18 protein-coding genes are annotated in these 19954 nt (G+C 66.1%); 13 read left to right on the top strand and 5 right to left on the bottom strand.

From position 1 onward, the window contains the following. Window positions 1–45: 45 nt before the first annotated feature. Complete coding sequence (locus ACLNGM_RS15600; protein ID WP_416355645.1) at window positions 46–747, bottom strand: metal-dependent hydrolase; 702 nt, start codon at window positions 745–747, stop codon at window positions 46–48. 68 nt (window positions 748–815) lie between these two features. Between ACLNGM_RS15600 and ruvX the strand changes: the two genes are divergently transcribed. Next, window positions 816–1298, top strand: a complete 483-nt coding sequence (gene ruvX, locus ACLNGM_RS15595; protein WP_090959328.1) for a Holliday junction resolvase RuvX — start codon at window positions 816–818, stop codon at window positions 1296–1298. On the opposite strand, the gene ACLNGM_RS15590 is transcribed toward ruvX, so the two are convergent. After that, a complete protein-coding gene (locus ACLNGM_RS15590) occupies window positions 1247–1567 on the bottom strand; it encodes a DUF6105 family protein (RefSeq protein WP_416355644.1) in 321 nt (106 codons plus the stop codon). The two genes, ruvX and ACLNGM_RS15590, sit on opposite strands and share 52 nt — an antisense overlap. Further along, complete coding sequence (locus ACLNGM_RS15585; RefSeq protein ID WP_090959334.1) at window positions 1567–2079, bottom strand: hypothetical protein; 513 nt, start codon at window positions 2077–2079, stop codon at window positions 1567–1569. The genes ACLNGM_RS15590 and ACLNGM_RS15585 overlap by 1 nt, the downstream gene beginning before the upstream one ends. A 159-nt stretch (window positions 2080–2238) precedes the next feature. Here ACLNGM_RS15585 and ACLNGM_RS15580 point away from each other — a divergent pair, with 159 nt between their 5' ends. The 10 genes from ACLNGM_RS15580 to rpmG all read left to right on the top strand — a co-directional run bounded on the left by ACLNGM_RS15580 (window position 2239) and on the right by rpmG (window position 14018). After that, window positions 2239–3192, top strand: a complete 954-nt coding sequence (locus tag ACLNGM_RS15580; protein WP_416355643.1) for an aspartate carbamoyltransferase catalytic subunit — start codon at window positions 2239–2241, stop codon at window positions 3190–3192. Further along, window positions 3189–4508: a dihydroorotase gene (locus tag ACLNGM_RS15575; RefSeq protein ID WP_416355642.1), complete on the top strand. Its 1320-nt coding sequence runs from the start codon at window positions 3189–3191 to the stop codon at window positions 4506–4508. Before ACLNGM_RS15580 ends, ACLNGM_RS15575 begins: the two co-directional genes overlap by 4 nt. A 4-nt stretch (window positions 4509–4512) precedes the next feature. Further along, the gene (plsY, locus tag ACLNGM_RS15570) at window positions 4513–5121 is read left to right on the top strand and encodes a glycerol-3-phosphate 1-O-acyltransferase PlsY (protein ID WP_416355641.1); all 609 of its coding nucleotides are present in this window, start codon (window positions 4513–4515) and stop codon (window positions 5119–5121) included. Then, a complete protein-coding gene (dprA, locus tag ACLNGM_RS15565) occupies window positions 5118–6251 on the top strand; it encodes a DNA-processing protein DprA (RefSeq protein ID WP_416355640.1) in 1134 nt (377 codons plus the stop codon). The genes plsY and dprA overlap by 4 nt, the downstream gene beginning before the upstream one ends. Window positions 6252–6375: 124 nt before the next feature. Beyond that, window positions 6376–9093, top strand: a complete 2718-nt coding sequence (topA, locus tag ACLNGM_RS15560) for a type I DNA topoisomerase (protein ID WP_416355639.1) — start codon at window positions 6376–6378, stop codon at window positions 9091–9093. Between the two features lie 5 nt (window positions 9094–9098). Continuing rightward, entirely contained in the window at window positions 9099–11372 is a 2274-nt protein-coding gene (rnr, locus tag ACLNGM_RS15555; protein ID WP_416355638.1) for a ribonuclease R, read from the top strand. Beyond that, on the top strand, window positions 11369–11779 hold the full coding sequence (locus ACLNGM_RS15550) for a DUF983 domain-containing protein (protein ID WP_416355637.1): 411 nt from the start codon (window positions 11369–11371) through the stop codon (window positions 11777–11779). The genes rnr and ACLNGM_RS15550 overlap by 4 nt, the downstream gene beginning before the upstream one ends. Beyond that, on the top strand, window positions 11776–12474 hold the full coding sequence (locus tag ACLNGM_RS15545; protein ID WP_416355636.1) for an NUDIX domain-containing protein: 699 nt from the start codon (window positions 11776–11778) through the stop codon (window positions 12472–12474). Before ACLNGM_RS15550 ends, ACLNGM_RS15545 begins: the two co-directional genes overlap by 4 nt. Then, the gene (locus ACLNGM_RS15540) at window positions 12471–13658 is read left to right on the top strand and encodes an MFS transporter (RefSeq protein WP_416355635.1); all 1188 of its coding nucleotides are present in this window, start codon (window positions 12471–12473) and stop codon (window positions 13656–13658) included. The genes ACLNGM_RS15545 and ACLNGM_RS15540 overlap by 4 nt, the downstream gene beginning before the upstream one ends. A gap of 192 nt (window positions 13659–13850) precedes the next feature. Next, the gene (gene rpmG, locus ACLNGM_RS15535) at window positions 13851–14018 is read left to right on the top strand and encodes a 50S ribosomal protein L33 (RefSeq protein WP_090959361.1); all 168 of its coding nucleotides are present in this window, start codon (window positions 13851–13853) and stop codon (window positions 14016–14018) included. Window positions 14019–14408: 390 nt separating this feature from the next. Here rpmG and ACLNGM_RS15530 read toward each other — a convergent pair whose 3' ends face one another. Beyond that, a complete protein-coding gene (locus ACLNGM_RS15530; protein ID WP_416358460.1) occupies window positions 14409–14780 on the bottom strand; it encodes a response regulator in 372 nt (123 codons plus the stop codon). Between the two features lie 140 nt (window positions 14781–14920). On the opposite strand from ACLNGM_RS15530, the gene ACLNGM_RS15525 reads away from it, so the two are divergent. Together ACLNGM_RS15525 and ACLNGM_RS15520 are read left to right on the top strand one after the other, a co-directional pair. Then, window positions 14921–15208, top strand: coding sequence for a DUF3572 domain-containing protein (locus ACLNGM_RS15525; RefSeq protein WP_416355634.1), 288 nt, complete (start codon window positions 14921–14923; stop codon window positions 15206–15208). Further along, the gene (locus ACLNGM_RS15520; RefSeq protein ID WP_416355633.1) at window positions 15205–15864 is read left to right on the top strand and encodes a hypothetical protein; all 660 of its coding nucleotides are present in this window, start codon (window positions 15205–15207) and stop codon (window positions 15862–15864) included. Before ACLNGM_RS15525 ends, ACLNGM_RS15520 begins: the two co-directional genes overlap by 4 nt. A gap of 12 nt (window positions 15865–15876) precedes the next feature. On the opposite strand, the gene dnaE is transcribed toward ACLNGM_RS15520, so the two are convergent. Beyond that, window positions 15877–19476 (bottom strand): DNA polymerase III subunit alpha, encoded by a 3600-nt coding sequence (gene dnaE / locus ACLNGM_RS15515; RefSeq protein WP_416355632.1) that lies wholly within the window; start codon window positions 19474–19476, stop codon window positions 15877–15879. Between the last annotated feature and the right edge of the window lie 478 nt (window positions 19477–19954).

Genomic DNA, 19954 nt, shown 5'->3' with positions numbered 1-19954 from the left:
GGGGTTGCCCGGAGGCAACGCCGCCGCCTGTCCGCGAGGGGGCCGTCAGATGTCGAACGGCTGGCCGACTTCGGGCAGCAGCACGCGGGAGGCCTCGTCCTCCATCGCGTCCATGAAGCGCTGCGGATCGGCGTCAAGAATCGGCATCGTTCCGTAGTGCAGCGGGATGATGGTCTTGAAGTTGAAGTAGCGGCGGCAGGCCAGCGCGGCCACCGCCCCGCCCATCGTCAGCCGGTCGCCGATCGGAACAAGACCGATCTTGGGCTGGTGCATCTCCTCGATCAGCGCCATGTCGCCGAAGATGTCGGTGTCTCCCATGTGGTAGACGCTGTTGCCGTCGTCGAAGTGAATGACGATGCCGTTGGGCATACCGAGATAGGTGATCTTGCCACCTTCCTCGACGCTCGCGGAGGAATGGAAGGCCTGCGTGAGGGTGACGGAGAAGCCGTCGAACTTGACGGTGCCGCCGGTATTGGCCGGCTCGATGGTCTCGACACCCTTGGACGCCAGCCAGTTGACCAGTTCATAGGTTCCGAGGACGCGGGCGCCCGTACGCTTGGCTATCTCGACCGTATCGCCGACGTGGTCGCCATGACCGTGCGACAGCAGGATATGGGTGGCGCCTTCGGTGGCCTTTGCGACGTCGCCCTTGAAGTGCGGGTTCCCCGTCAGGAACGGGTCGATCAGGATGACCGCGCGTCCCGTGTCGATGCGAAATGCCGAATGGCCGAAGTAGGTCATCTTCATGCTAGGGGATCTCCGATGATGCGGTCGCGGGAAACCTAGCGCCGGAAGCCCCGTATCAAGGAGGCAGGATGCTGATCGCCGATATCGCTGATGTGGTCGACATGAGGGCGGCAGGAGGCACGGCCGTCGGGCTGGACCTCGGGACGAAGACGATCGGCGTCGCGGTGTCCGATCTCGGATGGGGGCTGGCCAATCCGCGTCCCGTCATCCGCCGCGCGAAGTTTCAGGCGGATGCCACTACCCTGTCTGCATTTCTCGCCTCGGTCGATGCGCGGCTCGTGGTCATCGGGCTGCCGCTCAACATGGACGGCAGCGAAGGCCCGCGGTCGCAGTCGACGCGGGCCTTCGTGCGCAATTTCCAGCGGATCGACCCGCGTCCGTTCGTCTTCTGGGACGAGCGCCTGTCGACCGTTGCGGCCGAGCGCAGCCTTCTGGAGATGGACGTATCGCGGCGTCAGCGTGCCGAGCGGATCGACTCGGCCGCCGCGTCCTTCATTCTTCAGGGCGCCTTGGACAGGCTGTCGAGGCTGACCGAGCTGCGCGACGAATAGCGCTCGCGAAGGAAGCCGACGATCGCCTTGCGACGACGCAATGCGCAGAGCGCCAGCACGATCAGGCTGTCGAGGATCAGCGCCCTCACCACCAGCGGCGGCAAGGTTTCGGGCGCCACGCCCAGCACGTTCGCGTAGACGCCGAACACGGTGTCGTACATGTCGCGCGAGAAGAAATGCAGGCCGAGGCTCCAGTCGTTGGAGGCGAGCACGAGCCAAAGCACAAGGAAGCCGATCGGCAGGAACCAGAGAGACAGCAGCCAGCGCATCACGCGTCTCCATCGCGGCGCACGTCGGTCTGGCGCGGGATCGAAGCGCTGATCGCGGCGACCGTCCGGCGGAAGGCCATCTCGTCCATCTCGTCTTCGTCGTCCGGCGCAAAGATGCAGGCGTCGAACGCGAGCGCCACCAAGCTGAGGCCGAGGGACCAGAAGGCGAGGTCGAGGCGGTCGAAGACCGCCGCGAACGGCTGACCGAAGAGGGTGGCCGCGATCACCATGGCCGAGCAGACGCCGATCCCGGCAAACGACAGGAGTTCGCCCTGCCCGATCTCGGCATCGTCGCGCCCGTGCAACCGGATGAGGCCGACGGCCAGAAGCGCCGCTGTACCAATGCAGAGAAGCGCGACGCCCCAGCCGACGGGACCGGTTCCGACCGACGGTTCGAGCGCGAAGCCGCCGAGGGCGGCATGACCGTTCAGATGTAGAATTTCGTTGGCGCCGGTGACGGCGAGAAAGCCGGCCCAAGTGGAAAGAGCGAAGGTCGTGGGTATGCGCTTCACGGGCCAGCCCTCCGAAGAGTTAACGAAAACTTAACGCCAACATCCGCGCTTCGCTCCCGCCCCGCAACGCGAACTCTTCGGCATGGTTAATTGCGGAGGTGCATCGGCGGACGACGCGCTTGTGGCCCCTCCCCGTTTCTCCTATAGGCGGTGCTCGCCATGACAGCGCTGACACCCCCCTCCGCCGCTCCCCGACGCCATCTCCTCGGCATCGCGGGCCTGTCGCTTCCCGACATCCACATGCTGATGGACCTCGCCGAGCGCGAGATCGCGGTCAGCCTCGGGCGCGACAAGAAGAAGGCGGCGCTGAAGGGCCGAACGCAGATCAACCTCTTCTTCGAGGCGTCGACCCGAACGCAGGCGTCCTTCGAACTTGCTGGCAAGCGCCTCGGCGCCGACGTCATGAACATGTCGGTCGCCAATTCGTCGGTGAAGAAGGGCGAGACCCTGATCGACACGGCGATGACGCTGAACGCCATGCGCCCCGACATCCTCGTCGTGCGTCATCACGCTGCGGGCGCGGTCGCCCTTCTGTCGCAGAAGGTCGGCTGCTCAGTCGTGAACGCGGGCGACGGCGCGCACGAGCATCCGACACAGGCCCTTCTCGACGCATTGACGATCCGCCGTCGCAAAGGCCGCGTCGCGCGCCTGTCGGTCGCGATCTGCGGCGACGTGCTGCACAGCCGCGTCGCACGCTCGAACATCCTGCTTCTCAACGCGCTCGGCGCCGACGTGCGCGTCGTCGGACCTTCGACGCTTCTGCCCAACGGGATCGAGCAGATGGGCGTCCGGGTCTTCCACGACATGGACCGGGGGCTTGAGGACGCCGACGTCGTGATGATGCTGCGCCTGCAGCGCGAGCGGATGGAAGGTTCCTTCGTGCCTTCGGTGCGCGAATATTTCCGCCTTTTCGGCCTCGACGGGCAACGCCTGTCGCGAGCCAAGCCCGATGCCCTCGTCATGCATCCCGGCCCGATGAACCGCGGCGTCGAGATCGCCTCGGAGGTCGCGGACGGCCCCCAGAGCGTCATCGAGGAGCAGGTCGAGATGGGCGTCGCCGTCCGCATGGCGGTGATGGAATGGATGATGGGCAACGAGGAGTCCGCATCGTGACCGGCCTCGACAGTGCCCGCCCCCTCCTCGTTCGCAACGCCCGCATCTTGGACCCGTCGCAGGGGTTGGACGAACTCGGCGACCTTCTAGTCGAAAACGGTGTGATCTCCGCCGTCGGCGCTGCCTCGGCCAACGAGAACGCGCCCGACGGCGCCGAGGTGATCGACGCGTCCGGCCTTCTCCTGATCCCCGGCCTCGTCGACATCCGCGTCCACATGGGCGAACCCGGCAGCGAGCATCGCGAGACGATCCGCTCGGTGAGCCGCGCGGCCGCGGCGGGCGGCGTGACCTCGATCGTCACCATGCCCGACACCGATCCGGTGATCGACGACGTCGCGTTGGTTCAGTTCGTGATGCGAACGGCGCGTGAGACGGCGTCGGTGAACGTCTTCCCGGCCGCGGCTCTAACCAAGGGTCTGAAGGGCAAGGAGATGACCGAGATCGGGCTTTTGGCCCAGGCCGGCGTCCGAGCCTTCACCGACGGGCGGCGGACGCTACGGGACAGCGGCCTCATCCGACGCATCATGACCTACATGCGCGACTTCGACGCTCTGTTCGCGCACGATACGCAGGATGCCGACCTTGTCGGGTCAGGCGTGATGAACGAGGGGCTGCTCGCCTCATGGTTGGGCCTTCCCGGCATCCCGCGCGAGGCCGAGCTGATCCCGCTGGAGCGGGACCTGCGTCTAGCGGCTCTGACCGGCGTGCGTTACCACGCGGCTCAGATCTCGACCGAACTGTCCGCCGAGGCGGTGCGCGCCGCCAAGCGTCGCGGCGTCGCTGCAACGGCGGGCGTGTCGGTCAACCACCTGTCGCTCAACGAGAACGACATCGGCGAGTATCGAACCTTCTTCCGTCTTTCGCCACCGCTGCGACACGAGGACGACCGGCAGGCAATGATCGCCGCGCTCGCCGACGGCACGATCGACGTCATCTGCTCGGCGCACGACCCGCAGGATGCCGATGGCAAGCGTCGACCTTTCGCTGAGGCGGAGGTCGGGGCGATCGGTCTCGAAACCCTGCTTCCGGCGTCGCTGCGGCTCTATCACTCCGGCCGGGTGGAACTCGCTCGCATCGTGGAAGCGCTGACCGTGGCGCCGGCCAAGTTGCTCAAGATCGACCGCGGCACGCTGCAGCCGGGGCACCCGGCAGACTTCGCGCTGGTGGACCTCGACGGCCCCTACGTCTTCGACAAGAGCCGCATTCGTTCGCGCTCTAAGAACACCGCCTTCGAGAATGCGCGGTTCCAGGGCGAGGTCGTGAAGACCTTCGTCGCAGGGCGCGAAGTCTTCTCCCTCCAGAATCAGGGACACTGAGCCGATGGACATGGCCGCGGGAATTGACCCGACGATCCTCGTGGCCGCCCTCGTCGTCGGCTATCTCTGCGGCACCATCGCGTTCGGGCTGATCCTGACGAAGATGTTCGGCCTCGGCGACCTTCGATCGATCGGCTCCGGCAATATCGGCGCGACCAACGTCCTGCGGACCGGCAACAAGAAGGTGGCCGCGCTGACGCTTCTCGGCGACCTTCTCAAGGCGACCGTGCCGGTTCTGATCTACTGGCGCTGGGGTGCGCCGGCGGCTGCGGTCGCGGGCTTCGGCGCCTTCATCGGGCACCTCTTCCCCGTCTGGCTCGGCTTTCGCGGCGGCAAAGGGGTCGCGACATATATCGGCGTGCTCCTCGGCTTCGCGCCGATCGGGGTTCTGGTGTTCGCCGCGGTCTGGCTCGGGGCCGCGAAGATCTGGAAGTTCTCGTCGCTGGCGGCGCTCCTCGCCACGCTGGTCGTGCCGGTCGTCTACCTCACCCTCGGCAACACGATGGCCGCCGGCCTCACGGCCATTCTGACGGTCCTCGTTTACATCAAGCACGCGCCCAACATTCGCCGGCTCCTGACCGGCACGGAAAGCAAGATCGGGTCCAAGGGTTGACGCCGTCGCCGGCGGCCGCTTCGCCGGTCCTGCTTGACGCCGAGCGGATTGCGGCGCTGCGGTTGATCCGCAGCGAGAACGTCGGTCCCGTTACTTACACGAAGCTGGTCGCCCGGTTCGGAACACCCTCCGCCGCGCTGGCCGAGCTGCCCGACCTCGCCGCGCGGGGCGGCGCCCGGCGGCAGGTCGCGATCGCTCCCCTCGCTTCGGTCGAGACGGAACTCGCCGCGGCGCAGCGTATGGGCGCCCGCTTCGTGATCCGGGGAGAGGCCGACTATCCCGCCATGCTCCTGCGGACGGACGCCGCGCCGCCGGTTCTGGCCGTGATGGGCGAGACCGCGAAGTTCGAGCGGCCGGCGGTGGCCATCGTCGGCGCTCGCTCGGCGACGGCCGCGGGCGGCAAGCTCGCCCGGCTCTTCGCGGACGGCATCGGTCGCGAGGGCTACGCCATCGTGTCAGGTCTTGCCCGCGGCATCGACACGGCGGCGCACGAGGCGAGCCTCGCCACCGGCACGATCGGGGTCTTCGCTGGCGGGCTCGACCGCCCGTATCCGCCCGAGAATCGACCGCTCATGCGCCGCATCGCCGACGGCGGCGGTTGCCTCGTCACGGAGATGCCTTTCGGCTGGGAGCCGCGCGCCGTCGACTTTCCTCGTCGCAACCGGGTGGTCGTGGCCCTATCGCTCGGCGTCCTCGTTGTCGAGGCCGCGATGCGCTCGGGAACGCTGATCAGCGCCCGGCTCGCCGGCGAGCTCGGCCGCCTCCTGTTCGCCGTGCCGGGCTCGCCGCTGGATGCAAAGTCGGCAGGGTGCAACGCGCTGATCAAGGACGGCGCGATGCTGGTGACGGAACCGGCCGACATTCTCGATGCGCTCGCGCCGCTCGATGGTCGCTCCAACGCGCGCCCTGGCCTGTTTGCCGAGCCTTCGCCGTCCGAACCCTTCGACGAGCCGGGCGATGACGAACGATCGCGGCTCGTGCGCTCGCTCAGCACGACGCCTGTCTCGCTGGACGATCTCATGGCCCATGCCGAGGTCGATTGGAGCGCGGCGCAGGTCGTCCTTCTCGAACTGGATCTCGCCGGGCGGCTCGAACGCCACAGTGGCGGACGCCTCAGTCTCCTGCCCTGACTCGCGAGGGGCTTGGGGACCGGGGCGGGGTTGACCCACGCGTCCGGCCTGTCCATGTGAGCGAAGCTTTAAGTTTTCGGCGGTCCCCGTTCGCGCCCGCCCCGTTCCCCAGGACCGTCCGCTCATGGAAGTCGTTATCGTCGAGTCGCCGGCCAAAGCGAAGACGATCAACAAATACCTCGGCAGCAACTACAAGGTGCTCGCCTCCTTCGGCCATGTGCGCGACCTGCCGCCCAAGGACGGCTCCGTGCGTCCGGACGACGACTTCGCCATGGACTGGGAGGTCGACAAGCCCTCGCAGAAGCGCCTGACCGAGATCGCGCAGGCCGTGAAGGGCGCCGACGGCCTGATCCTCGCGACCGACCCGGATCGCGAGGGCGAAGCCATCTCCTGGCACGTGCTGGAAGTTCTCCAGCAGAAGAAGGTCATCAAGGACAAGCCGGTCAGCCGCGTCGTCTTCAACGCCATCACCAAGAAGGCGGTGCTGGATGCGATGGCGAACCCGCGCGAGATCGACGTGCCGCTGGTGGACGCCTATCTCGCCCGCCGCGCCCTCGACTATCTCGTCGGCTTCACGCTCTCTCCCGTCCTCTGGCGCAAGCTGCCGGGCGCGCGCTCGGCGGGCCGGGTCCAGTCGGTCGCGCTACGCCTCGTTTGCGACCGGGAAGCGGAGATCGAGCGCTTCAAGACCGACGAGTACTGGCAGATCGCGGCGCGTCTCTCGACGCCGCGGGGCGAGGATTTCGTCGCGCGGCTCACCGCATTCGACGGTGAGAAGCTGCAACGCCTGTCGATCGGCACGCAAGCGCGGGCCTTCGAGATTCGCGACATGCTGAACGGCGCGTCGTTCAAGGCTGTCTCGGTCGAGGCCAAGCCCACCCGTCGCAACCCCTCTCCGCCGTTCACAACGTCGAGCCTCCAGCAGGCGGCGTCCGCAAAGCTCGGTTTCGGAGCGTCGCGCACGATGCAGATCGCCCAGCGTCTCTACGAGGGCATGGACATCGGGGGCGAGACGGTCGGTCTCATCACCTACATGCGAACCGACGGCGTCCAGATGGCGCCCGAAGCGATCGACGACGCGCGCAGTGCGATCGGCAAGACCTTCGGCGGCCGCTACGTGCCGGAAAAGCCGCGGCTCTACTCGACCAAGGCGAAGAACGCGCAGGAGGCTCACGAGGCCATTCGCCCGACGAGTTTCGATCGCCATCCGAAGGACATGGAGAAGTTCCTCGATCGCGATCAGGCACGTCTCTACGACCTGATCTGGAAGCGGGCGATCGCCAGCCAGATGGCATCGGCCGAGATCGAGCGGACCACCGCCGAGATCGAGGCGACGGGTGCGGGGCGCAGGGCGATGCTGCGCGCGACCGGCTCGGTGATCCGTTTCGACGGCTTCATCGGGGCCTATCAGGACCACCGCGACGACTCCAAGGCGCCGACCGAGACGCCCGAAGAGGAGGACGAAAGCGCGCGCCTGCCCGAGATCGCGGCGAACGACACGTTGAAGCGCCTGTCGGTCGACCCGACGCAGCATTTCACCGAGCCTCCGCCGCGCTACTCCGAAGCCTCGCTCATCAAGCGGATGGAAGAACTCGGCATCGGTCGCCCGTCGACCTATGCCGCGACGCTTCAGACGCTGCAGGACCGCGAGTACATCGTCCAGGACAAGCGCAAGCTGTTCCCCGACTCGAAGGGCCGGTTGGTGACGGCCTTCCTGCACAACTTCTTCGAGCGCTATGTCGAGTACGACTTCACGGCCGATCTCGAGGGCAAGCTCGACGGCATTTCGGCGGGCGAACTCTCGTGGAAGGACGTCCTGCGCGACTTCTGGCGTGACTTCTCGGCGCAGGTCGACGGCACGAAGGAGCTTCGCGTCACCGATGTCCTGGACGCGCTGAACGAAGAACTGGCGCCGCTCGTCTTCCCGGACAAGGGCGACGGCACGGACCCTCGCGCCTGCCCGCGCTGCGGCGAAGGCCGGCTCAGCCTGAAGCTCGGCAAGTTCGGGGCTTTCGTCGGCTGCTCGAACTATCCCGAATGCGGCTTCACGCGTCAGCTCGGCTCCAACCTTCAGGCCGAGGGCGTCGAAGGTGACGGCGGGCTCAACGAGCCGAAGAACCTGGGAAGCGACCCGGAGACCGGCGAGCCGGTCACCCTCCGCTCGGGCCGCTTCGGACCGTATGTCCAGCGTGGCGACGGCAAGGAGGCCAAGCGCTCGTCCCTGCCCAAGGGCTGGCAGGTCGCCGACATCGACTTCGAGAAGGCGCTTCAGTTGCTGTCGCTTCCGCGCGAGGTGGGTCTGCACCCGGAGACGGGCAAGCCGATCCTCGCGGGCCTTGGCCGATACGGACCGTTCCTTCAGCACGACGGTGCCTACGCCAACCTCGAATCGATCGAGGACGTGCTGACCGTCGGGCTCAACCGCGCCGTGACCGTGATCGCCGAGAAGAAGGAGCGTGGGCCGCGCGGGCGTTCGACGCCGGCAGCCCTTGCAACGCTTGGCGAGCATCCGACGATCGGCGGTTCGATCACGGTGCGCGAGGGGCGCTTCGGCCCCTACGTGAACGCCGGCAAGGTCAATGCCACGCTGCCGCGCGGCAAGGACCCCGCAAGCGTGACGCTTGAGGAAGCGATCCAGATCCTCAACGAGCGCGCCGAGAAGACGGGCACCAAGGTCAAGAAGGCGCCGGCCAAAAAGACGACGAAGGTGGCGAAGGCCGACGGCAGCGAGGCGGTGAAAAAACCCGCAGCGCGCCGAACGGCAGCGGCCAAGACAGGCGAGGCGAAGAAGCCTGCCGCAGCGAAGAAGCCGGCCGCCAAGGCCAAGGCGAAGGCGGACTGAACGAGATGGCGAAGCGAGCGAAACCTTACGGAGAAACGCGCTCGCTGAGCCGGGAGGCGGTGCTCCGCTTCCTCGCTGAAAACCCGGGTCGCGCCACTAAGCGCGATCTGGCCAAGGCGTTCGGCGTCAAGGGAGACGACCGTTACGTCCTGAAGGACATCCTTGCGGACCTTCAGTCCGAGGGACTGCTGGAGGGCGGGCGCAAGAGCTACCGTCGCCCGGGCGAGTTGCCGACGGTCGGGGTACTCGAAATCCGCAGCCGCGATGCGGACGGCGGCCTCCTCGGCGATCCCACAGGCTGGGACGAGGACGAACGCGGCCCCCGCCCCCGCTTCGCCCTGCGCGGCGCGTCGTCCGGGCCGGCCGTCGGCATAGGCGACCGGGTGCTGGCCGAACTTACCTACGAGGGCGATGCGGGACCCAGCGCCAAGGTCATCCGCAAGCTCGAACGCCGGACGGCCCGCGCCATCGGTATCTTCCGCAAGACGCCCGGCGGCGGTGGCCGGGTCGAGCCCGTCGAGCGCCGCCAGCTCGAATACATGATCCCGCCGGGCGCGACGCGCGATGCCGAGGACGGCGATCTCGTCGAGGTCGAACCCGCCGAACATCAGCGTCGCGGTCTTCCGACGGGCTCGATCGCCGACGTGATCGGGTCGATGGCGACGGAGCGCGCGATCTCGACGATCGCGCTGCACGCCCACTCCATTCCGCACGCGTTTCCGCAGGCTGTGATGGCCGAGGCCGAACGCGCCGGACCCGCCACGATGGAAGACCGGGTCGACTGGCGCGATCTCCCGCTCGTGACGATCGATCCGCGCGATGCGAAGGACCACGACGACGCCGTGCACGCGAAGCCGGACGAGGATCCTGCCAATCCGGACGGCCATGTCGTCACCGTCGCGATCGCGGATGTCTCCTGGTACGTGCGGCCCGGCACCAAGCTCGACGCGGAGGCGCGGCTGCGCGGCAATTCGGTCTACTTCCCCGACCGGGTCGTTCCGATGCTGCCGGAGCGCATTTCCAACGACCTGTGCTCGCTGCGCGAAGGCGTCGATCGACCGGCGCTGGCGGTACGCATGGTGTTCGACGCGCAGGGCCAGAAGCGCTCGCACGCCTTCTTCCGCATCATTATGCGCTCGCACGCCAAGCTCGCCTACGAAGAGGCGCAGGCGGCGATCGACGGGCGCGACAACGGTGTGGCGAAGGAGATCCTCGAAGGCGTCCTGCGACCGCTCTGGGCGGCCTACCGGGCACTCGTGAGCGCGCGCAGCGATCGCCAGCCCCTCGACCTCGATCTCCCCGAGCGCAAGATCCTGCTGAACGGCGAGGGCAAAGTCGATCGCGTCGTGGTGCCCGAACGGCTCGATGCGCATCGCCTCATCGAGGAGATGATGATCCAGGCCAACGTCGCCGCGGCCGAAACGCTCGAGCGGCACAAGCAGGCGCTGATCTACCGTGCCCACGACGCGCCCTCGCTTGCCAAGATGGAGTCCTTGCGCGATTTCCTGCGCACGCTGGATCTGCCGCTTGCCAAGAGCGGCAACCTTCGGCCGGCGCATTTCAACGGCATTCTCAAGGCCGTGCGCGGCACGGAGCACGAGAGCCTCGTCAACGAGGTGGTCCTTCGTTCGCAAAGCCAGGCGAACTACTCGACCGAGAACATCGGCCATTTCGGCCTTAACCTCATGCGCTATGCGCACTTCACGTCGCCGATCCGCCGATACGCCGATCTCGTCGTGCATCGCGCGCTGGTGAAGGGTTTGGGGCTGGGTGCGGGCGGCATCACGCAGGCGGAAGAGGCCGAGCTAGAGAAGACCGCGGAGGAAATCAGCCAGGCGGAGCGCCGGGCCATGGCAGCCGAGCGCGATACGGTCGACCGGCTCATCGCCCAACACCTCGCTGAGCGCCTCGGCGAGGAGTTCGGGGGCCGTATCACCGGTGTCACGCGCGCCGGCCTCTTCGTGCAATTGCCGAGCTATGGCGCCGACGGGTTCGTGCCCATCTCGACGCTCGGACGCGACTACTTCCACTATGACGAGGCCGCTCACACGCTGGTGGGCGAGCGGACGCGGCTTGGCTACAGGCTAGGCGATACGGTCGAGGTGAAGCTCGTCGAGGCCGCGCCGCTGTCGGGTGCGATGCGCTTCGAGATGCTGACCGAAGCCCGCGAACTGCCGGGCACGACCGCCTCGTTCCACAAGGCGCGCCCCCGGGCTCGCAGGCCGAATCGTCCGTTCCGGGCCAAGAACGTCGCTGGCAAGGTGAGAGGGAAACGATGAGCGCATCCGGTGATCCCGTCGAGCTCGAGCCCCGCGGTATTCTCCTTTCGATGGCGCGCGGGTTTCGCATGCGCTGCCCGCACTGCGGCAAGGGCAAGCTCTTCCGCGGGTTCCTGAAGAGCGTCGATCGCTGCGACCGGTGCGGCGAGGAATATTCGCATCACCGCGCAGACGATCTCCCTCCGTATCTGACCGTCTTCATCGTCGGTCACATCGTCGTCGCCCTCTTCATGGGTGCGGAGACCTGGGTAGATCTGTCGCTCGCCGCCCATTTGGCCATCTGGATCCCCGTGACGCTCGTTCTGTCGCTCGTCCTGCTGCAGCCGTTGAAGGGCGCGACCATCGGGTTGCAATGGGCGATCCGCATGCACGGGTTCGGCGGCGCTCCAGCCGAAGCCGACCATTGAGCGACCCTGCGAGGCGGGTTCGGCCGAAGGACGCCGCCTCGCTTCTCGTTTACGATCGCACGGACGGCGAGATCCGCTTCCTGATGGGAATCCGCGCGGCCGGTCACATTTTCATGCCGGGCCATCTCGTGTTCCCCGGTGGCCGACTGGAAGCCTCGGACATGGCTCTGGCGCGGCATCTTGCGGTCGACGCGGCTGTCGCCACCCGATTGATGGCTGGAAGCCCGAAACCGCGCATAACATGTCACGCCGCGGCCCTCGCGCTCGCCGCGATCCGCGAGACGCAGGAGGAGACCGGCCTTCTCGTTGCAGAGTTGGGCCGGCCCCTCGCCATGCCGGCCGGCTGGGAGCCCTTCGCGGCGGCCGGTGCCGTTCCGACGCCTCGCGCCCTGATGCCGCTGGCGCGGGCGATTACGCCGCCCGGCCTTCCTCGTCGGTTCGACGCGCGCTTCTTCCTCGTGTCAGCGGACCGTCTCCTCGACCGACGATTACCTGCTCGGCCACCCACCGACGAATTCGACACCGTCATATGGGTGGGACCGGAACAGCTTAAGAACTTCCGCGTCGCTGAGATAACGGCACGGGTTCTGGACGCAGCCTTTCGGCGGCTCGAAGCTGGCACGCAGGACGATCCATGGGCTCCGATCCCCTTCTTCCGGCGGCGTCGGGGCGAGCACACCGTCGAGTACCTATGACCGCAGGCGCACAGGTGTCCGACAGTCCTGCCCCGACGAGCGATCGCGTCGCCTGGTCGGGCGTGGTTGCGGCGATCGCCTCGATTGGCGCTGTCGGCCTAGGGCTCGGGCTCGGGCTCCCGCTTCTCAGCGTCGTCCTTGAAGCCCGCGGCATCTCCTCCACCCTGATCGGCCTGAACACCGCGGTCGCCGGTCTCGCCTCGCTTCTGGCGGCTCCCGCCTCACCCTACCTCATCGCTTGGTTCGGCATCCGCGGCACGCTGTTCCTCGCCATCGCGGCGGCGGCGATGTCGGCGATCGGCTTCTATGTCTTCGAGCCGTTCTGGACATGGTTTGCGCTGCGTCTCGTCTTCCATTTCGCGGTCACCGTCATGTTCATCCTGTCCGAGTTCTGGATCAGCGCCGTTTCGCCGCCATCGCGCCGCGGATTGATTCTTGGCATCTACGCGACCGTACTCGCGCTCGGCTTCGCACTCGGGCCCTTCGTCTTCTCGCTCGTCGGCAGCCAAGGCTTTCTGCCCTTCGGGATCGGTGCGGCGATGATCCTCTCGGCTGCCGTCCCGCTTCTCTTCGCTTCGCGCAGCACACCCGTCCTGGACGAGTCGCCGACGGCGCCGTTCCATCGCTATCTCTGGGCGGTGCCGAGTGCCACCTGCGCCGTGTTCGTCTTCGGCGCGGTCGAGTCGGGCGGGCTTGCCCTATTTCCGCTCTACGGGCTGTCGATCGGGTTCAGCGAAGGCGGTGCCGCGCGCCTCCTGTCCGCCATCGGCCTCGGCAGCGTCGCCCTGCAGATCCCGCTCGGCCTTCTCAGCGATCGGGTCAGAGATCGCAGGCACCTCCTTCTTGCGTTCGCCGCCATCGGCCTCGCAGGCGCACTGATCATGCCTCTGCTTCATGCGAACTGGGTGCTCCTGGCGATCGTCCTTTTCCTGTGGGGCGGTGTGGTCGCCGGTCTCTACACCGTCGGTCTAGCGCATCTCGGGTCGCGCCTTGCAGGCGCCGACCTCGCGGCGGCCAATGCCGCCTTCATCTTCTGCTATTCGCTCGGCATGCTCGTCGGTCCCCAGACGCTTGGGACTTCGATGGATCTGTTCGGTCCGAGCGGCTTCGCCTACGCTCTCGCCGTCTTCTTCGCGGCCTATCTCGTGGCGATCGGAGCCCGTACGCTGCGCCGTCCCTCTTGACTTGAGCGCCGCCATGCGTAGTGTCCGCCGCGATAGTCGAGGCGGCTCGTTCGCCCCGTCGAGCATCGAGCCCGAAGCCCGGTCCGGTACTCGAATCTTCTTGAACCCTGTCCTGCATGCCTCTTGCGACGCTCACCCGTCGCATCGCGCGGCGCAGGAAACGACAATTGATAGACGGACGGACCGAAGACCATGGCCAAGGCAACCACCATCAAGATCAAGCTGCTGAGCACGGCGGACACCGGCTTCTTCTATGTGACCAAGAAGAATAGCCGTACGATGACCGACAAGCTCACCAAGACGAAGTACGATCCGGTCGTGCGCAAGCACGTCGAGTTCCGCGAGACGAAGATCAAGTAAGCCGCTTCTGGCCGAACGACGATCTGCAGCGCCGCCCTTCTGGGCGGCGTTTTGCGTTTGCGGCATGCGTGACGCAGCAACGCACGAAGGATCGGTTGTCGGATAGACAGGAAAGTGGCCGGCCGGCTATCCGATCACGGTACGAGGAAACCGCTTGAGACCAGATGCCGGCCGACCGCCCCACGGGACCCAGGAGATGCGGCGGACCTGAGCATTCCATGGGGAAACTCGAAGGGAGCGGCTTGCCTGCGCCCGTTTTCCCACGCTCCGAGAGTTGCCGAGAATCGCCCGAGAATCAATCCGGTGGACTGATCCCGTCCACGAAGATTTCACGAATGGTTAACCTTGCGGCGGTCGCGCGCAACTTGATGGATCGTCGCCCACGGCGACTCACGCGTCGCCAAGGAACGACTTAATCGTCTCGATGAACTTGGTGACCGCGATCGGTTTTGAGATATAGGCCTCGCATCCGCCCTGACGGATCCGCTCCTCGTCGCCCTTCATCGCGAAGGCCGTCACCGCGATGACGGGAATGCGCTTGAGATCCGGGTCGGCCTTCAGCAGCTTTGTGACCTCCAGCCCAGAAATTTCCGGCAACTGAATATCCATGAGAATTAGGTCCGGCTGGCTCTCGCGCGCGAGACCCATCGCCGTCAGGCCGCTGCGCGTCTGAACGGTGCGGTAGCCATGGGCCTCGATGAGGTCGCGGAAGAGCTTCATATTGAGCTCGTTGTCCTCGACAATCATGACGGTCTTGGTCATTGACGCAACCTTCGTGGCGGAATCGGGCAGCATCCGTTTCCTGTGTCGGTTCGCGAAAGTACCCGCAATTTGATTTAACAAAGGTAGATATGCACTCGCCGATCGTGCGAGGCGTCATCGTGGTTAAGAAAGGCTGAGACATGCAACGCGCAAGCGAAGATGATGCGTCGACCTTGGCGATCGAGGCCTTGTCCTTCGTCGCATCCGATACAGTCCTCTTCAATCGCTTCCTGCGGCTGACGGGACTGGAACTCGAGAACCTGCGCGAGGCTGCCACCGAGCCCGCGTTCCTGGCGGGCGTCCTTGACTTCGTCATTGCGGACGAGGCGACGCTGAACGACTTCGCCGCCCACGCCGGCATCCGTCCGCAGGACGTAGCGGCCGCCCGGCGCTCGCTCGGAGACACCTACGCCGAGTCCTTTTCGTGACGAGAGGCGACGTTACGCGCGGACCGCGGATCGCGGATCTCGAGCCACGCCACGCCGCACTTCTCGTGTTAGATATCGACGAGGTCGTGCTGCACTTCATCGCGCCATTCTGCGAGCTTCTGGCAGAGTGCGGAGCGCAACTGCATTTCGACAGCTTCCGGCTCACCGGCAACGTCCGGTCGATCTCCACGGGCGCGGCCCTCAGCGGGCACGAACTCGACGGCGTGACGGAGCGCCTCTACGCCCAGCAGGAACAGCGGCAGAAGCCCGTCGAGGGGGTTGCCGAGGCGCTGTCTCGCCTGTCGCGGATAGCGGACATCGTCTTCCTGACGGCCATGACGCCGTCATTCTACGATCAGCGCCGAGCCCTCCTCGATCAGGCGGGAATGCCCTGGCCGATGATCGCGACCGAGCGCTCCAAAGGTGGCGTCGTGGCCGAACTGGCCGAGCGCTGGGTTGGACCGGTCGCCTTCGTCGACGATCTCCCGCCCAATCTCGAAGGGGTCCGGCGAAGCGTCCCGAATGTCCGGCTCGTTCATCTCATGGCGAACGCAGATTTCCGGCCGCATCTCCCGCCGATGCCGCACGGAACGATCCGGACCGAAAGCTGGCGAGAGGCCGAGGCGGCTCTGCAGGCCATCATCGAAGGATCCTGAGCGCTCGCGCGCTCAGACCAGTTCGACGTCGACCACGCCCGGCGCCGCCTTGATCGCGCTGGCAATCTGCGGCGACACGCGGAAGCGACCGGGCAGGTCGATCTCGACCTCGCGCTCGCCGTCGTTGCGCAGGAGGATCAGCGAGACTTCGCTGTCGCCTCCCGGCCGAAGCTGACTGCGCACCGACTGCAACGGCTTGGCGTCCCGCAGAAAGACGCGCAGCGCCTTCTGCATCTTCTCCGCCTCGCCTTCCAGCGACTGAACCCCGGAGGCCCGAAGCGAAATTCCTTCTGGTCGATCTTCGGCTGATACAGTGACGATCACCGACGCGCCCGGCTCCAGCATGTCGCGGAAGTTGATCAGCGTCTCGGTGAACAGGACGACCTCGTACTGGCCTGAAGCATCGGAGAGCTGGACGATGCCGATCTTGCCGCCCGACTTCGTCTTGCGCTCCTGACGCGAGGTGACGGTTCCAGCGAGGCGTCCGGCCGTCTGGCCACGCCGCACCCCCGCAACGACCTCGGCATAGGACTGGACCTTCAGGCGCTTGAGGGCAGCCTTGTACTCGTCCAGCGGATGCGCCGACAGATAGAAGCCGATCGCCTGGAATTCCTTCAGCAGTCGCTCGGCACTGGTCCAGCCCTGCACGTCTGCGAGGCGCAGCGGTTCCGGTCCGGCATTGGCACCGCCGAACATGTCGTGCTGGCCCGACGTGCGTCCCGACTGGGCCATGGCCGCATAGCCTGCCAGACGGTCGAGGTTGCCGCACAGCTTCGCCCGATCATGACCGAAGCAGTCGAGCGCGCCGGCGCAGATCAGGTGTTCCAGCGTGCGCTTGTTGACGATCTTCGGATCGATCCGGGCGCAGAAGTCTTCGAGGCTCTCGAACCGGCCGCCCTCCTGCCGCCGCTCGACGATGTGCTCGACCGCCTGCTCGCCGACGCCCTTGATCGCCGCCAGCGCGTAGATGATCTTGCCGTCCTCCACCTCGAACGGCCTGAACGAGGTCTGGACGGATGGCGGTACGACCTCGATGCCGAGCCGCTTGGCGTCGAGGCGGAAGTCGTTGAGCTTGTCGGTGTTGCCCATGTCGAGCGTCATCGACCCGGCGAGAAACTCGACCGGATGGTTCGCCTTGAGATAGGCCGTCTGGTAGGAAACCAGCGCGTAGGCTGCTGCGTGGCTCTTGTTGAAGCCATAGTCCGCAAACTTGGCCAGGAGGTCGAAGATCGTGTTGGCCTGCGCCTTCTTGATGCCGCCCTTCTCGCAGCCTTCCACGAAGCGAACGCGCTGGACGTCCATTTCCGCGCGGATCTTCTTGCCCATGGCGCGGCGCAGGAGATCGGCTTCGCCGAGCGTGTAGCCCGAGAGGACCTGGGCGATCTGCATCACCTGTTCCTGGTAGACGATCACCCCTTGGGTCTCGCGCAGGATGGGCTCGATCAACTCATGGATGATCTCGACCTCTTCCTCGCCGTGCTTGCGCGCGTTGTAGACTGGAATGTTCTCCATCGGCCCCGGACGGTAGAGCGCGACGAGAGCGATGATGTCCTCGAAGCAGTCCGGTCGCATGCCGATCAGCGCTTTGCGCATGCCGATCGATTCCACCTGGAACACGCCCACGGTCTCGCCGCGCATCAGGAGCTGGTAGGTCGGCGCGTCGTCGAGCGGCAGGGCGCCGAGGTCGATCTGAACCCCGCGGCGGGCGATCAGATCCACGGCGGTCTTGAGGGTCGTGAGCGTCTTCAGGCCGAGAAAGTCGAACTTCACGAGGCCGGCTTGCTCGACCCACTTCATGTTGAACTGGGTGACGGGCATGTCCGAGCGGGGATCGCGATACATCGGCACGAGCTTCGACAACGGCCGGTCGCCGATCACGATGCCGGCGGCATGCGTCGAGGCGTGGCGGTAGAGCCCCTCCAGCTTCAACGAGATCGTCAGCAGGCGGTCGACGACCTCTTCCGCCTTGCGCGCCTCCTGAAGCCGCGGTTCGTCTTCCAGCGCCTGCGCCAGCGTCACCGGGTTGGCCGGGTTCTGCGGAACGAGCTTGCAGAGCTTGTCGACGTGGCCGTAGCTCATCTCGAGCACGCGGCCGACATCGCGCAGCACGGCGCGGGCCTGCATCGAACCGAACGTGATGATCTGGGCGACCTGCTGGCGGCCGTACTTTTCCTGGACGTAACGGATCACCTCTTCGCGCCGGTCCTGGCAGAAGTCGATGTCGAAGTCAGGCATCGACACGCGGTCGGGGTTCAGGAAGCGCTCGAACAGGAGCGCGAAGCGCAGAGGGTCGAGATCGGTGATCGTCAGCGAATAGGCGACCAGCGAGCCGGCGCCGGAGCCGCGGCCCGGGCCGACGGGAATGCCATTGGCCTTCGCCCACTTGATGAAGTCCGACACGATCAGGAAGTAGCCCGGGAACTTCATCCGCTCGATGACGGACAGTTCGAACTCGAGCCGCTCGCGGTAAATTTCGACGGTCTGTCCCGGAGCCGGCCCGTGAAAGGCAAGCCGCGCTTCCAGACCGGCCTCTGCCTGCCGGCGCAACTCGGCGGCCTCCGCCCGTTCCGCCTCCGCAGCGTCGGCATCCGCACCGGCAAAGCGCGGCAGGATCGGCTTGCGCGTGCGCACGCGATAAGAGCAACGGCGCGCGATCTCGATCGTGTTTTCCAAAGCCTCCGGCAGATCGGCGAAGAGCTCCGCCATCTTATCCTGGCTTTTCAAACAGTGATCGTTCGTCAACCGACGACGGTCCTCGTGGCTGACGAGCCTGTTCGACGCCACCGCGATCAGCGCATCGTGGGCGTCGAAGTCTTCGTCGCAGAAGAAGAACGGCTCGTTGGTGGCCACCAGTGGCAGGCCGAGGTGATAGGCGAGAGCGACCGTGTCCGGTTCGGTCCGCCGCTCGCGCCCACCGTGGCGCTGAAGCTCGACATAGAGCCGGTCGCCGTAGAGGGCAGCGAGCCTCTCCAGACGGGCGTGTGCCAGACCACCCTGCCCGGCCGCGATGGCCGTGCCGATCGGTCCCAGCGGACCACCGGTGAGGACGATCAGCCCCTCTGTGCGACCTTCCAGCCAAGCGACCGGGACGTGCGGGCGGGCGTTACCGTCGTGCGCGAGGTAGGACAGGGAAACGATCTCGACGAGATTCTCGTAACCCTGCTCGGTCGCGGCGATGAAGGCGACCGGGGCCGCAGGCCCGAAGCCAGAGCGGTCACGTGGATTGATCTCGGCGTCACCAAAATCGACCTCGAGCTGGCAACCGATGATCGGCTGCACGCCGGTTTTCGCCGCCTTCTCCGAAAACTCGAGCGCCCCGAAGAGATTGTTGGTGTCGGCAATGCCGATCGCCGGCGCGCCATCACCCTTGGCGAACTTGACGATCTGGTCGATCCGCAGCGCTCCTTCCAGAAGGGAGAACGCGCTGTGCACCCGCAGATGAATGAAGCGTGGCGGCGCAATCGGCTCGACATGGTCGGACACGGCGATCTCCTCGATCGTCGGCGCGTCGTCATCGAACGACTCGCCGACCGGCCGCAGATAACCGAGATCGTCGTAGAACGACTCAGGGCCGCTTGCGGCGTCAGAAGATTCCTCAGTGTTCCAATCCATGGGGCAGAGTCCAGCCTGCTATTTCAGGATGCGCCCGTCCCCGAGAGCCAATCCCCAGATAAGATGCAGCTGCCGCGACCGCCAGCAGTCGGCGCGGCGTCGGTGTTCGTCAGAGGATATGGACGATGAGAGCGAAGCTCGCAAAGAAGAGGCAGAGAGCGGTCAGCGAAGCGAGTTCCTTCAGAATCAGCATGTCGTTCCCCTTTCGTTCCTATGTTCCTTTTTTGTTCCATATTTGGGTGAAGATCAAGAGGCCGCAACGCGGATAGTGAATCAATCCTTGATTCGGTCGTGCTGCTGCCATGTCGAGAGGGTTGCTAGGAACTCGGACAGCGATCGAGCAGGTCGTCCGCCACGCCGGTAGAAGAGCGACGAGTTGGGAGACGAAGATGCTCCCTCGGGGACAGCCATCATCCCGCCAACGGTCATCCAAGGCCGAACGAACAGAGCAATGCGTCCGCGGCGCTTGAGTCGCGGC

The sequence above is a fragment of the Aureimonas phyllosphaerae genome (genome assembly GCF_047943035.1).
GTDB classification, from domain to species: domain Bacteria; phylum Pseudomonadota; class Alphaproteobacteria; order Rhizobiales; family Rhizobiaceae; genus Aureimonas; species Aureimonas phyllosphaerae.
This window is presented reverse-complemented; position numbering and strand designations above follow the sequence as displayed.